The organism is Bradyrhizobium sp. LB14.3 (assembly GCF_040547985.1).
Lineage (GTDB): Bacteria > Pseudomonadota > Alphaproteobacteria > Rhizobiales > Xanthobacteraceae > Bradyrhizobium.
This window is the reverse complement of record NZ_JBEPQT010000005.1, coordinates 148,977-163,208: the sequence shown is the minus strand read 5'-3', so window position 1 is coordinate 163,208 and position 14,232 is coordinate 148,977. Positions and strand designations below refer to the sequence as shown.

General features: G+C 64.0%; 8 protein-coding genes and 3 pseudogenes. 1 reads left to right on the top strand and 10 read right to left on the bottom strand.

Annotated features, from left to right (window positions below):
* Positions 1-62: 62 nt before the first annotated feature.
* The 4 genes and pseudogenes from ABIB00_RS13325 to ABIB00_RS13310 all read right to left on the bottom strand — a co-directional run bounded on the left by ABIB00_RS13325 (position 63) and on the right by ABIB00_RS13310 (position 6,626).
* A complete protein-coding gene (locus tag ABIB00_RS13325) occupies positions 63-290 on the bottom strand; it encodes a hypothetical protein (RefSeq protein WP_354104648.1) in 228 nt (75 codons plus the stop codon).
* Between the two features lie 19 nt (positions 291-309).
* Entirely contained in the window at positions 310-1,428 is a 1,119-nt protein-coding gene (locus ABIB00_RS13320; RefSeq protein ID WP_354104647.1) for a DUF2336 domain-containing protein, read from the bottom strand.
* Positions 1,429-1,626: 198 nt separating this feature from the next.
* A complete protein-coding gene (locus ABIB00_RS13315) occupies positions 1,627-5,256 on the bottom strand; it encodes an AsmA family protein (RefSeq protein ID WP_354104646.1) in 3,630 nt (1,209 codons plus the stop codon).
* A gap of 139 nt (positions 5,257-5,395) precedes the next feature.
* Positions 5,396-6,626: pseudogene (locus ABIB00_RS13310) on the bottom strand (cytochrome P450).
* Positions 6,627-6,754: 128 nt separating this feature from the next.
* Between ABIB00_RS13310 and ABIB00_RS13305 the strand changes: the two are divergent.
* A complete protein-coding gene (locus ABIB00_RS13305) occupies positions 6,755-7,366 on the top strand; it encodes a TetR/AcrR family transcriptional regulator (RefSeq protein ID WP_354104645.1) in 612 nt (203 codons plus the stop codon).
* Positions 7,367-7,513: 147 nt separating this feature from the next.
* On the opposite strand, the pseudogene ABIB00_RS13300 reads toward ABIB00_RS13305, so the two are convergent.
* The 6 genes and pseudogenes from ABIB00_RS13300 to ABIB00_RS13275 form a co-directional block, all read right to left on the bottom strand.
* A pseudogene (locus ABIB00_RS13300) lies at positions 7,514-8,052 on the bottom strand (HD-GYP domain-containing protein); the annotation flags it as partial.
* 90 nt (positions 8,053-8,142) lie between these two features.
* Entirely contained in the window at positions 8,143-9,459 is a 1,317-nt protein-coding gene (locus ABIB00_RS13295) for a glycoside hydrolase family 130 protein (RefSeq protein ID WP_354104644.1), read from the bottom strand.
* A gap of 43 nt (positions 9,460-9,502) precedes the next feature.
* The gene (locus tag ABIB00_RS13290) at positions 9,503-11,779 is read right to left on the bottom strand and encodes a glycosyltransferase family 4 protein (protein ID WP_354104772.1); all 2,277 of its coding nucleotides are present in this window, start codon (positions 11,777-11,779) and stop codon (positions 9,503-9,505) included.
* Positions 11,767-12,732 (bottom strand): class I mannose-6-phosphate isomerase, encoded by a 966-nt coding sequence (locus tag ABIB00_RS13285; RefSeq protein WP_354104643.1) that lies wholly within the window; start codon positions 12,730-12,732, stop codon positions 11,767-11,769. Before ABIB00_RS13285 ends, ABIB00_RS13290 begins: the two co-directional genes overlap by 13 nt.
* 658 nt (positions 12,733-13,390) lie before the next feature.
* Entirely contained in the window at positions 13,391-13,615 is a 225-nt protein-coding gene (locus tag ABIB00_RS13280) for a hypothetical protein (protein WP_247347624.1), read from the bottom strand.
* Between the two features lie 159 nt (positions 13,616-13,774).
* Positions 13,775-14,227: pseudogene (locus ABIB00_RS13275) on the bottom strand (EAL domain-containing protein); the annotation flags it as partial.
* Between the last annotated feature and the right edge of the window lie 5 nt (positions 14,228-14,232).

Below are 14,232 nucleotides of genomic sequence, written 5' to 3'. Positions count from 1 at the left end.
CGCGGCCTACGGCTAACGCCGCCGTCGGCGCATTGATGTGCCATTGGGGCACCTGCGGCGTCTTACCTGAAATACCCCAGCACGAGATCGACATCCGCGCGGCCGGCGACCGTACCGTTCAGCTCGGCGTCGATGACGCGGCGGCAGGCTTCGATCGCGGCGTGGTCGCCGAGGTCGTTGGCGGCTTCCAGCACGAGCCAGGCGGCGTCGACCGAGGCCTGGTCCGATGCTCCGCCGGCATCGGCGTTGAGGTTCTTCTTGCGAACGGCGGTGCCGAATTGAGGTAACATTGCAGATACTCCCTCTCGCTCAGTGCACCTGGAGCTCGGGCTGACGGCCCGCTTCGGTGCCGGCGCTGTTCTTGCGCGACTGATAGCACTTCAAAACGCTGCGTGATGTCTCGATCTTGAGCTTGCCGAAATCGCGTTCGTTGTCGTGAAGCTCACGCGCCGTGATCAGATGATCCTTGGCGCCGAGGAACAGCAGCGACATGGTCGTGTCCCAGGAGAAGTCGAGCGCCTTGCACAGCACCAGGATCATCTCGCGATTGCGGTCCATCATCGCACGCTCGATCACGTCGACCGGCAGCGACGACAACAGTGACAGGCCGATCTGCACCTCGTCGAGCCGGTGCTGGCGCGCGTAGTTCGAGATCGAGTCCTGATTGAGGTTGCCCTGCCGGTACTGCGTCGTCACCACGCGCTTGGCGACGAAATAGCTGCGCGAGGACGGACCGAACTTCGACTGCAGGTCGCCGGTGACCCCTGTCACCGAGCTCTGGATCTGCGCCATCATCTCGGGCCGCTCGGTCTCGAGCCGGTGGCGGACGTCTTCCGAAGCCTTCGAGATGAGCTGCTGGAAAATGTGGCGCGGCACGTCCTTGCGCAGGCCAAGCTGCTCGGCAAGAATCGAGTCGCCCTCGGCGCGGCGGACCATGTGGAGCAGGCCCGAACCGGAGAAGCGCGCGCCCTCGTTCCTGGCAACCGACGTCACGACCGCCTGGTCGCCGCGCTTGACCAGCACGTCGGTGACGGCCTCGCCGATCGATTTGCGCTGGGCGATCGCGAGCAGGTGCGACTGGCCTTTGGTCATGGCGCTCTCGACCAGCATCTTCTCGTCGATGCGCGTGGAGTCGCGCAGCACGGGACCGGCGACGGCGATCTCGTCGTCGAGGGCGAGCTTCTCGATGACGTTGAGCGGGGCGTGATCGCACGCCGACATCAACTCCGAGAGCTGCGCGCGCGCGGCGACCTCGATCTCGTCGGCGAGCCGGCCGATCACCTCGCCGAACGTGCTGATCTCGTCGTCGCTGTAGCGGCCGGTGATCAGAATGTCGGTCGCATGCCACAACGCCTTCGCCCGGCTTTCGTCGGAGCCGCGCGCGATCGCGTCGTCCAGATCCTGCAGAAGTGTTGTCGCCCCGTTCATCTCGATATCCCCAGTTCTTGGCGAACCGTCCCGCCTGTGCTGGCGCGACGCCGAATTCCTCTGGGAGCCAGACTAGGGAACAAACGCGCAAATCCGGTAAAATCGGCAGAGCAGTTTTGCCGAGCAAAATTCATTAAAATGCGAGGGAATTCATTTAGGCCCGCGTAACATCGCGCGTCGCTCGGGTCTGCCCGCTCGTTACGGATTCGACGGCGTCAGAACCAGCGGCGGCTTTGGCCTGGGCTTTGCGGGCGGCGGGCCCGGGGCCGGCCTCACGTCGATCGGCGGAGGCAACGGTGCGATCTGCTGGCTTGCAAGCGGCGGGCTCGGCGCTGCGGGAGCTGCCTGCGGCGCCTTCGGCGTCGGCGTGACCCTGATATCGACCTTGGGCTTCGGCGGCGGCGCGCGGCGCGGATCGCGGCCGGGCATCGGTACATCCAGCAGCGACGGCTCCGGCGCTGGGTCTGGCGAGACCAGCGTCGGCAGCGCGGCGGTTGCCGGCGGCGGCTCGCCACGCTCGATCGCGTCCAGCCGCCGCGTTTCGCGGTCGATCATGCGCACCGCCAGCCACGAGGACAGCGGCCCGAGATCGACGGTGCGGCTGAGCCTGTCCGGGGGACCTGCAGCGAACAGCTGAATCTCCGGCGGCGCGCCGGACAGCCCGGTCATGATCGGCGTCAGGCTGGCGCGGATGTCGGCCTGGTCGGCGGGAATGTCGTAGCCGCCGGAGACGATGGCACGCGCGTTCTTCGCCTCTAACGACGTGGCACCGACGCGCAGGCGTCCGTCGCGGATCGTGAACGGGAACTGCGCCGAGGCCACTGCGATCGGACCTGCCGACAGCGCGGGTTCGACCAGCTGCCGCAATCGATTGTCGTCGGCAACCTGCCCGCCATCGCTGGCCCGGATCGCAATCTCGAAGGCGCGGGGATTGAGGCCGGCGATCTCGGCGGACTCGAGCGTCACCGTGCCATTGCCGGCGAGCGCGCCGGTCAAGGCCGCGACACTGCGGCCCTGGCTGGTCAGCGCCATCTGCGCCGAGGCGCGTCCCTTCGGCAGCGCGAGGTCGCGATAGCGCAGCACCGCCGCATCGACATTGCCGAGCTCGATACGCGCGTTCAACGTCAGACCATTGGCGCCATTGCGCGCATCCAGGTTCGCCGATATCTCGCCGCCGCCGACGCCGCCCTTGAGCGCATCGAGCGCGAGCGACTGACCGTCGCTTCGGATCGTACCGCCAAAGGGGCGCAGCTCGATGCCGCCGGGCAATGTGCCGCGCAAGGCCTGAAAAGCGATGCGGCCGCGCCAGCCACCGAGGAGCCCCGCACTCAAGGGATCGCCGCCATCGTGGCCGGCCGCGCCGATGGCCATCGCGAGCGCGGGCACGAGGTCGAGCGTGTCCAGGCCGACTTCGCCGTCGACGCTCTTCTCCTGATCGAGCGTCACCGCCAGATGACCGCGCAGATGCGAGCCGACCGCGCTGCTGTCGAGGTCGTCGAAGGTCAGCCGGTTGCCGGAGAAGCCGACGCGCGAGGACAGGTTGACGGTCTGCACCGATTTATCGGCCGGGCTGAGCCCGAACAGCGGCGCCAGATTGGCATTGCGCACGCGCAAATTCACGCTGCCTTTCGGCTCCGACAATTCGACGCTGCCTTGTGCGTCCGCGTCCAGCCCGCCGCCGCTGAGCTTTGCGTTCAATTGCAGCTGATGGCGCCACGCGCCGCTCAAGCGGCCTTCGAACCGGGAAGCGCCCTCGCCTGCAGCCACTACGCGATCGAGCCCGAGCAAGCCCAGCAATGCACCGGCCTGCGGTGTCGAGACATTCGTGTCCAGCGTGAAGTCGCTGTTGCGGAAGCGGTCGATATCGATGCCGTTGACGGCCGCTACGGGCATCTGCGCGGCCAGCGTCGCGGTGGCCTTGAGCTGCGGCGCGTCGAGGTCGAGTACGACGCGCGCGTCGTTGCGATCGGCATGCTCGGCGTTCTTGTCGAGGCTGAGGTCGAGCTTCAGGCGCGTCGCGCCGGGCAATGACGGGATGGCGTCGAAGCGCGCGCGCACCGAAGGCGCAAACGGCTCGAGCAGCGCAGTGAGCTCGCGCAGCGAATTGGCGGAGGATTTCAGCGCGAACTTGCCCGTGGCCTTGGCGCGGTCGAAGCTGCCGCTCGCTTCCGTGGTCACGCCGCTGGCCTGGCCGAACCGCAACTGCTCCAGCGACAGCGCCGCCGGACCGTAGCCGAGCTTCGCCGCAAACGGCCGCAACTCCTGGCCCGCCGAGACTGCGCGGCCGATATCGAGCGAAAGCTTCGCTTCCTCCGGCCATTCTCCTTGCGGCCCCGCGAGCGCGCGCACAAAACTCGCGGCGGAATCGAGGTCGAGGCGATCGGCCCTCAGCTCCGCGTCAATCCGCGAGCCCTTGCTCGCGCCGGTCTGGGCGAAGGCGATACGGCCTTCGACCGCGCCGCCCTCGATCTCGGCCTTCAGCCTGTCGATGGCGAAATGGTTGGCGGCGATGGTCACGTCTCCGGCAAGACGCAGCGGCCGCGTGCTGCGGCGGTTGACCTCGCTGCGGCCCTGGAGCCAGGCCACCAGCGTATCGGGATCGGAGGAATCGACGCTGAGGCGGCCGCTGAAACTGTCTGCACCGGGCGTCGCGCCGTTGAGCGAGAGCTGCGTCTGGCCCGGCGCGCGCAGCTCAAGCCGCTGGAAGGTCCAGGACCTTCCGTCGGTCTGAAGCTCGGCCGTGATGTTCTGGAGCGGACGGCCGCCGAGCATGATCTGGTCGGAGTTGAACTCGATCTGCGCCGGGATCGGCGCCTGCGGGATTGCGGCTAGCCCTGCGCGGAGCGCCGGAAGGATGCGCTGCGGCTCGTTATCGTCCTTGGCCGTGAGCTTGTCGGCATCGACCTGGCGCGCCGACAGCACCGCACGCAGCAGCGGCGAAGCGCCGAACTTGATATCGCCGACGCCGCCGAGCTTCAACGCGGTGTCTTCGGGGCCGAAGCTGGCATCGACCTGCTCGAACTTGGCGCCGGCCGGATCGGCCTTGAGTTTTGTCGTGAGCTTCCAGGGCATCCGCCCCGCTTCGCCCGGCTTCTTCGCCGCGGGTACGGCGAGCGTCAGCGCACCGTCGAATTTCGGAAGGCGATTGTCGAAGGCGAGCACACCTTCGAGATCGGCCAGGATGGCGCGCTCGCCGGGATCGATGTTCAGGTGGAGGCGGGTGGCGTTGCCGTCGGCGCTTGGGCCGGAGGAGACGCGGAACGGATAGCGCACCCCGGTGGCGGTGAAACTGCCGTCGCCGCGGACCGAGCCGGCCAGCGAGCGCACGTCGCCGGAGAAGGTGATGTCGCTCAGCTCCAGCGTCGAACGGCTGGCGGCATCATGCAGGGCGATGCGGCCGGTGAGGTTCAGCCGCTCGATCGCCAGCGAGGCCAGATTGAAGCTGCCGCTCGCGACCGACGGCAAATCGACCCGCCCGCGCGCGTCGAGACCGAGATCGACCGCCATGCCGTTGACCGAAAGTTCGGTGGCGCGCCATTCACCGCGCATCAGGGAGCTCAGGCTGAACTCGACGTCGAGCTTGTCGGCGCGCAGGCGGCCGAGATCGTTGTTGCCGCCAAAGGTGACCGCGCGCAGCCGCAGCGTCGGCGCCGGCAAGAGCCGCGCGTCGAGTTCGCCCGCCACCCGCACCGGAACGCCGATGATCCTGCCAGCCTCCGCCTCGAACTGGGGCCTGAACTGGTTCCAGTCGACGAAGTAAGGCCCGATCAGAGCGGCCAGCAGCGCTAGAATAAAGGCAATCGCCAATCCGAGCAGCGTCGTCTGCACGGGTCTCCCCTCGGCCAAACCAGATGCGGGCCTTGCCTGAGCCTTAGGGCCTCAGACGTACCGGAACAGCCCCTTATATAGGGGGAAGTGTGGCGAAGTCACAGCGACTGTTGCGCGCGGAGGTTAACGCCGGCAGCTATCACCAGCTCGCGGGCAGCAGCTTCAGGCCGCGCAGCACGAAGGTGGGCCGCCATTCCGGATTGTCGACGTCGTCAATGCGCAGATCCGGCAGCCGCCGCAGCAGCGTGGCGATGGCGATCTCGGCCTCGATGCGCGCCAATTGGGCCCCCAGGCAGAAATGGATGCCGCCGCCGAACGACAGCGGCCTCACATTCTGGCGGGTGACGTCGAGCCGGTCGGGGCGGTCAGGATAGACCGCCGGGTCGCGGTTGGCCGAGCCCAGCAGGCAGAGCACGGTCTCGCCCTTGGGGATCCTCGCGCCGCCGAGATCATCAATATCCTCCAGCGCGACCCGCCCGGTCATCTGCACCGAGGAATCGTAGCGCAAAAATTCCTCGATCGCGCCCACCATCAGTTCCGGCCGTGCCTTCAGGAGCGCGAGCTGATCCGGATTGCGATGCAGCGCAAGCAGGCCGTTGCCGATCAAATTGACCGTGGTCTCGTGGCCGGCGCCAAACAACAGGATGATGTTGGCGGTCAGTTCCTCGTTGGTGAGCTTGTTGCCATCTTCCTCGGCCTGCACCAGCTGGGTGATGAGATCGTCGCCGGGGTTGCGGCGGCGCAGCTCGAACAGCTGCTGGAAATACATCTGCGCCATCATGTTGCCGGCGTTGCCGTTCGCGATCTCCTCCGGCGAGAGCGGCACGGGGTCGAGCAGCCGTCCGCCGTCGCGCGAGCTGCTATAGAAAGTCTCGCGATGATCCTCGGGGATGCCGAGCATGTCGCAGATGATGGTGACAGGCAGGCGGAAGGCGAAGTCCTCGATCAGGTCCATGTGGCCGCGGTCGATCACGGCATCGATGGTCTGGTCGACGATCTCCTGGATGCGCGGCCGCATGTCCTCGACGCGGCGGGCGGTGAAGGCCTTCACGACGAGGCCGCGCAGGCGGGTGTGGTCGGGCGGATCGGCCTTGCAGCATCCAGTGACTCATGCTGCGGAAGACCGGCTCCTCCATGATCTTCTCGCTATAGCGGCGCCTGGAACGCTCGACGAAATCCTTGCCGAAGCGCTTGTCGCGCATCACGAGGCTGACATCGGCATGGCGGCTGGCGACGAACTGGCCGAACGGCGTCACATGGATCGGAAAGATCGCGCGAAGCCGGTCATAATGCGGATAGGGATCGCGGATGAAGTCCGGCGACAGCGGATTGAACAGCGGACCGCCGGCGCCTTGCACGTGCTCGTTCATGGTGACCTCAAATCGGTTGCCGCATGAATCGAATACGCCGGGCAGCCCTCTTGCGCAGCGTAACCATCCCTGAACTATCAACTCGATACATTGTTGTATCGAGTTGCATTCTGCCCTAAACTGCTCCGATGTCAAGAGTGAGAACCAGGCCGACCAGGGACGACACGCGCGACAGGCTGTTCGAGGCGGCCGCGCGCATGTTCGAGGAAGACGGCATCGGCGGCGCCAGCATCGAGGCGATCGCGGCGGCCGCCGGCTTCACCCGGGGAGCGTTCTATTCCAACTTCAAAAGCAAGGACGAGCTGATCATCGCCATGCTCGAGGATCATGTCGAGCAGTCGATCCGGCGCAACATGGACATCCTCGCGCAGCACGACAATCTCGACGATTTCATCGCGGCGCTGAAGACGATGGATCGCACAAGGCAGGATCCGCTCGGCCGTTCGCCGCTGCTGCACATGGAGATGATCCTGTTCGTCGCGCGCGCCGAGAAGCGCCGGCCTGAACTTGCCAAGCGCCTGCGCGCGCGACGCAAGCTGGTCGCCGATATCGTCGAGGCCACGCTGAAGAGCAGCGCGAAGGGCGACAAGTTGAATCCGCCATGGATAGCCTCCGTCGTGCTGGCCCTGGAAGACGGCTTTCGCCTGCACCGCCTGATCGATCCGGAGACAACGCCGCCCGACAGCTTCTTGCGCGCGATCACGGATTTGCGGCGGAGGACGGGGTTGTCGTCGGATTAGGACGAGCTTCAGAATTCTGTCGAGCTTTCACGTGCGATCGGCCTTGTAAATGGATCAACCGCCGCTCAGCGTGCGGCTGACACGGGTCACGATCGCATCCCACTGCCGCTTCTCGGCGGAAGCCCAATGATAGCGTCGGAACGCTCGTTAGGCCGCCAGCGTCTCGTCGACGCGTCCGAGCGCTCGACGAAGAGCTGCAAAGCAGTCCGGGTCGATTTGGGTGCCGATCGTCTCCGCCATGATCGCAAGAGCTTTCGTGACCGGCATCGCAGCGCGATACGGCCGGTCTGCGGTGAGCACGTCGAAGATATCTCCGGTCGTGATGATTCGGGTGTCCAGGCAGATCTGGTCTCCCGCGAGGCCACGAGGATAGCCTTTGCCGTCCAGCCGCTCATGATGCGCGCCGGCGATCGGGGCGAGTTCGTCAAATGCGCCGATACGGACAGAATTGCTTCCGAATGCGCGGAATGCATGCGCATGACCGCCCATTCGGCTTCGTCCAGCTTGCCGGGCTTGTCGAGGATGGCGTTGCTGACGCCGAGCTTGCCGATGTCGTGCCGCAGCGCGGCACGCTTGAGCCAGCGTCGCCGCTCGGCAGTGAACTCCAGCTGCTCCGCGATCATATCGGTAAAGAGCGTCACGCGCTCGCTGTGCCCGTGGGTGTAGGGACTCTTGGAGCCGACCATTGTTTGCGAGCGATCCAGCCGAAGGTCGCGCCCTCCGCCGACCGCTTCACCGTCTTTTCAATCTCACCGGCCGGATGGATATCGAGGGGGTCAGCGCAGTTCTAATGCGCTAGTGTCCATGGCCGCGATCAAGGATGCGATCTCGATTGTCGCGAAATTGCAGAAGCTGTCGGAGACCGCATAGGGGAAGATGATCTTGTCGCGATGGCGCATCGCGCCGCAGGTATAGACAACGTTTGGAACATATCCTTCGCGTTCGGAAGGGTCTGGGCGCAACAGGGGCTCGCGCAGGCGGCCGAGCACCTTCGACGGGTCCTTTTTGTCCAGCAACGCGGCCCCGATCGAATATTTTCGCAAAGGGCCGACGCCGTGCGTCAGCAGCAGCCACCCTACGTCGAGTTCGATCGGTGATCCGCAGTTGCCGATCTGCACGAATTCCCAGGGGTATCGAGGCTTCAGAATCGGCTGGCCGCCATCCCACGTATGGAGATCGTCGGAAAAGATCAAATAGAGGTTTTCGTTGTCCTGGCGCGCGATCATCGCATATCTGCCCTCGATCTTGCGCGGGAATAACGCCATGCCCTTGTTGCGCGCGGCATGGCCCTTCAAGGTCGATAGCCGGAACGATACAAAATCGGACGTCTCGATCAGCTCCGACCGGATCGCGCGTCCGCTATAGGCGGTGTAGGTCGCGTAATAGATCTTCTGTCCGGCGTTGCTGAACTGCACAAAGCGGGCATCCTCGATCCCGTTCGACTGCGCTTCGGTGACCGGAAAGATCACCCGCTCGCTCAGATCCTCCCCAGCCGCGAACGTAACGTCAATGTCGTCGCCGGCGGCGCCCGATGTCAGCCTGACGAGATCGGGGCTGGACGCAAGACGCCCCGTCGGGTCGATGGTCACGGCCCCGTCTGCGGCAATAAGCCCCGAGCGAAATGTCAGGGAAGACACATGACCCTCGCCGACGGCACGAAGACTTAGGATGAAGCGGAGGCTGCCGTCCGGCGTTCCGGACTGATCGGGATGTGGCACGATACTCGGATTGAACAATGCCGAGGCCTCGAACGAATATTCGTTGAGAAAATAGGCGCCGGCGAGTTGGCGCTGGACCTGCGTGAATACGGCATGGTCGGCCAGCGCCTGTTCCATTTCCGCGGCGCGTGCCTCGAAGATCTGCAACAGGTTGCGGTGACGGCCGAGGAAATTCTCCAGAACGTCGGCCAGTTGCCGGTCGGCCGTCTCGGGATCGAGCGCGAGAACCCGTTCGACGATATGGTTGGCGCGGGTCTTGTCCGTCGGATTGAGGTCGCGCGGCTCTGTCGCCGGCTTGAATGGCCGAACGATGACACGGGTCGGGTCCGGCCGCAGCTGAAGGGCTTGGCGTTTGAGGAAGGGAGATTGCGACAAAACGGCCTCGATTGGTTGAAGGAGTAAATCGTAATCGGCGCCGTCAAGCGACCAGAGGAGCAGGCTTGGCCCGGCTTTCGCTGAGGCGGGCAATCTGCCGAATCTCGGAAAGGCCAAGCAGATACGACACCACGGATTCCCCGCCCCGATTCTCATTAGGACGATCGGGGTGCAGGCCATCCCGGCAGCTTCCGGTTTCCAAATCGACCAGCGAGGCCGACAAATCGTTACTGCCAAGAAACCACGCGAATACCCGTGCGGCTTCGGCTTTCCACTCGACATCGTGATCGGCCCGCCACGCGGCGAGGCATGCCGCGATGGTCGCCGCAGCTTCCAGCGGCTGCTGGTCGAAGGCTTGCGGCGGTCGGCGTCGATCACCGAATCCCGCCGTGCCGATCGGGCGGAATTGGCCCTTCGCTGAGGTTTGCCGCTTCACAAGCCAGCGCAGCGACTCCAGCCCGATATTGACATAGCGCGATGTCTTGCTGGCCAAGCCGGTAATGATCAGCGCCTGGGACAAGCGGGCGTTATCGTAGGCCAACCCGTCCTCGAACCAGACCCAATCGCCGGTTGCCACGGTATCGAAGATCAAAATCAACCGATCGGCAAGCACGGCACGCAGGCGGGTCGCCTGGAAATCGTCCGGAACAGCCGAGCAGTAAGCATCGAGGCCCAACAATACGAACGCCCACGCACGGGGCGAACGAAAACCTTCCACTGTCACCATCGCTTCGGAAAACAGCGCCGCGGCCCATGAGCGCCGCGACGGGCTGGCATCGGTAAGCGCGCAGACGCCCAAGGCCCAGAGCGTGCGTCCGTGGCTATCCTCCGACCCCCTGTCCTCCAACCAGCAGCGGTTGAAGCCCATGAAATTGCGAAACCGCCGTGTATCCGGATTCCAGGCGTGCTGGACGAAGGCGGCAAATCGCGCCGTCAGGGCTTCCGGCAGCCGCTCTTCGCCCGGATTGTTGAGCGCACAGGCCAAGAGCAGCGCCCGGGCGTTGTCGTCGACGCAATAGCCGTGCGCACGATCCGGCACGCTATGAACGGCATGCTGAAACAGTCCGGTGTCGTCGCACATCGACAGGAAATGGCCGAGCTGCATTTCCGGCGGGGCGCGGCTGTCGCGCAGCAGCGTACCAGTATCCGTGCGCGCAATGGTCTTGAGCCGATGCCGTCGGCCCGCGTTCTCGAATACCGACATATAGCGTTCGGCGGTTCTTTCCCACGTCATCGCGCGGCTGCTCGAATAGGCGCGCTTGCGCATCGCCTGCCGAAGCACGTCGTTGGTGAGCAGCTTGGCGATTTCGATGCCAAGCGCTGCCGCATCGCCAAACGGGACCAGGATGCCGCGGCCATCGGCTAATAGTTCGCGGGCATGCCAATACGGAGTTGAAACCACGGCTTTACCGAGGCCAAAACTATAGGCAAGCGTGCCCGACGTCATCTGGGCTTCACTGAGGTACGGCGTTACGTAGACGTCGGACATCGAGATGAAATCGAGCAGCGTTTTCTTGTCGACGAACTGATCGAGGAACACCACGTGATCCTCGACTCCAGCCCGGCGCGCGTGCGCCATCAGGGCCTCACGATAGGCTTCGCCCCGATCTCGCACGAGGTTGGGATGCGTCGCACCGAGCACGACGTAAACGGCGTCGGGTCGGGTCTTCAGAATAGAAGGCATCGCATCGATCATGACTTCGATACCCTTGTTCGGCGACAGCAATCCGAACGTCAGGATGACCGACTTGTTGCTGAATCCGAGCGCAGCCTTGGCCGCGTCGGGTTCGACAAACGCGAACTCCGGGATGCCGTGCGGGATGATTTCGATCTTCTCGTCAGCCACGTGATAGACGGAGCGCAACAATTCCCGACCTTTTTCAGCCATCACGACGACCTTGGACGAGGACTCGACGATGCGGGCGATGACATCGCGCTGAGCCTCTGTCGGCTCGGACAAGACCGTATGCAGGGTTGTCACGATCGGTATGGTCAGGCGCGACAAGAGCGCCATGATCTGACCTCCGGCTTCGCCGCCGAAAATGCCGAATTCATGTTGCAACGAAACGGCCTCGAAGCCGCCGCTGTTCAGATAAGCGGCCGCACGGACATAATCATCTTGCCGGTCGTCGTTGATCTCCAGGCTCACGGTAGCAGGATAATCGTAGACCTGGCCGTGATCGGTCATCGCGACGATGACGGTTTCCAGATCGCCCCGGGACGCCGCAATGGCGCTCTGCAAGTCGGTGGTGAAGGTCGCAATGCCGCAGCGGCGGGGAAGCGAATTCCCGATGAATGCGATACGATTTACGGTAGCCAATTTGGCGTCTCCGATTGTTTGAGCGCGGCGGTCTCGAAGGGGGGCGGGACCAGGGCGCTGGGAAAAGCGTGCGGTACGCGACTGGCGCCCGCGGCGCTGCGCTCTATTAACGCGGCAGGGTTTGCCTTCGGGCCGGGATAGGCCAGTAGCGCTTTCAACCCGTTGGCACCTACCTCGATTTCCGCATGGTCGGCTTCCAGGAAAAACGCGTCCCCCGGCGCGAGCCTCGTCGGGCCGAGTTGGGCGTGACCTTCGATCGCCAGCAGCCAAGTCTCTTTCGGTGCGTCGAGCATCCAAACGGAGCCCGGAGCAAGGTCAGTTTGCTCCAGCGCAAAATAAGAATTGACGGTGAGGACGGTTCGCGCGCCGCTCAGACGTTCGGAAGGCAATTGGATTTTGCGAGGGCCTGCCGTGGCCACCGCGACGGCATTGTCGATGTGCAGTTGGCGCCCTCGTCCATAGTCGAACAGCCGGAACGTGGCGTCGCTGTGCTGCTGGATTTCAACGAGCACGATGCCAGCGCCGATCGCATGAATGGTTCCAGCAGGAATGAAAATGACGTCGCCTGGATGAACCGGCTGCCAATGCACGATATCGGCGATCGAGCCGTCAGTGACCGCGGTTCGCAACTCAGCGGCAGAGCGCGGATAGTCCAGTCCCACCGCGACCTGCGCACCGGGGACCGCGGAGACGATGTACCAGGCTTCGGTCTTGCCGTTGGCAAGCCCGATCGAGTGCGCGAACGCATCATCCGGATGAACTTGAATCGATAGCGGCTCGGTGGTGAAGAGCATTTTGAGCAGCAACGCCGTCTTCGGCGCAGCAAGACCCGGGCGCTCAAACCACAATTCCCCGATCGGGCCGTCGCCGGTCGACGTCTGGCTCCAGGGACGCAGATCGAGGCTGCCCCAGGGCTTCGGCCTGGCTCGCACGATAGCATGTTCGATCGTCAAGCGGGCCTCCCAAAGGCTGTGGCATCAGTCGGTGACCGTGCGTGCCGGGCGCGGGCCGGTCCAGGGCGGGAGCGCATCCCATTCAGCCCTTCGCATGCGGCGTTCTTCATCGCCGACCTTGACGAAGACAAACGGGGCGTCGTCCTGCCCGGTCTTCGATCCAGTGAATGTGGCTGGAAGCCCGTTAAAGTCTCGAACAGCTGCTGTATTTGCCAAGGAACCTCCTGACCGATCTGCGCGCGAGATCGCTGCCGCAGATCAATCAAAAATAGATTCCCGATGCATGAGGCCGACACAGCGACCGGCAAAACAAGGAAACCGGGCAACGGCACCGCAGGTACCAGCCACTTCAGGAGATTTGTATTTAGGGGTATCAGACATCCGACCGCCTTCGTGGTTGAGGCGGGAGCGCAATGCTCTCAGTCACCGATAACTACCTGGGGCGGGCGGTGATCTCAAGCATATAGGAACGTCGTCGCCCAATAGCGAGACGAGAGCATCAATCAGATCGGCTTTATTAGCTGTATCTTTGTGTTGGCATTGCTCTATGGTCACACGACCTGACGTCTGAGTTGACGGGGGCAATTGCTCGATTCCAATCCTGGCCGGCTGATCCCCCTTTTCGGAAGGGTTTTCGGCTATCGGATGCTGCATGGTTTCAACGGATCATTTCCGGCAAGAGATTCGATCCCGGCTCGAATTGGCGAGCGCGCAAGGCCGGCAGAACCTGACTATCGAATGTGGCGAGCTTTACCGGTCCGTGAGCAAGCTGCCCCTTTTGAATCGATTGATGATCTTCTGCTGCAATGCCATGCGCGCCGAAATGGCCTTGACCGATCATTTGATTTTCGATGACAGGAACGCAAGCTTGCTGACCGTTCACTATGCATTGCCACGTCAATGCCGTCTAAAATCAAACCAGGTACGATCGAAGTAACGCGTTTCTGGGCGAGCAGCCCTTGTCCGCGGACATGGCACGCCCTCGGGATGCAAGCCTTCGGGATGCAAGCCTTCGGGATAATTGGCGCCGAGAGTACACGCCCTACGCCGATCGCTTCACCGCAGCCGCGTCAACCGGCTTGACATCAAGCCTGCCCAGCATCGCCCTCGCCTGCTCGGCGCAGTGCTCGATCAGCCAGCGCTCGAAGGCTACAGGCGCGAGCGCGGGAGCGTAGAGGAAGCCTTGCACGACGTCACAGCCGAGTTCGGCCAGCACCTTGCGCTGCGCCTCGGTCTCGACGCCTTCGGCGACAACGGTCATGCCGAGGCCCTGGCCGACGCGCACCACGGCAGTGGCGATTGCGAGGGCGCCCGCGTCGCGCTCGATGTCGCGCATAAAACTGCGGTCGATCTTCAGCTCGCGGATCGGCAGATGCGTGAGCCGGCTGAGGCTGGAATAGCCGGTGCCGAAATCGTCCACCGAAAGCCCGACGCCGAGCTCCCGGATCGCGTTCATCGTCTCGAGCGCGGCGACGCTGTCCAGCATGAACGCGCCATGTG

What these genes read in the sequence shown, in the direction of transcription:
- ABIB00_RS13325 (WP_354104648.1), bottom strand. Translation starts at nt 290, where the DNA reads ATGTTACCTCAATTCGGCACCGCCGTTCGCAAGAAGAACCTCAACGCC.
- ABIB00_RS13320 (WP_354104647.1), bottom strand. Translation starts at nt 1,428, where the DNA reads ATGAACGGGGCGACAACACTTCTGCAGGATCTGGACGACGCGATCGCG.
- ABIB00_RS13305 (WP_354104645.1), top strand. Translation starts at nt 6,755, where the DNA reads ATGTCAAGAGTGAGAACCAGGCCGACCAGGGACGACACGCGCGACAGG.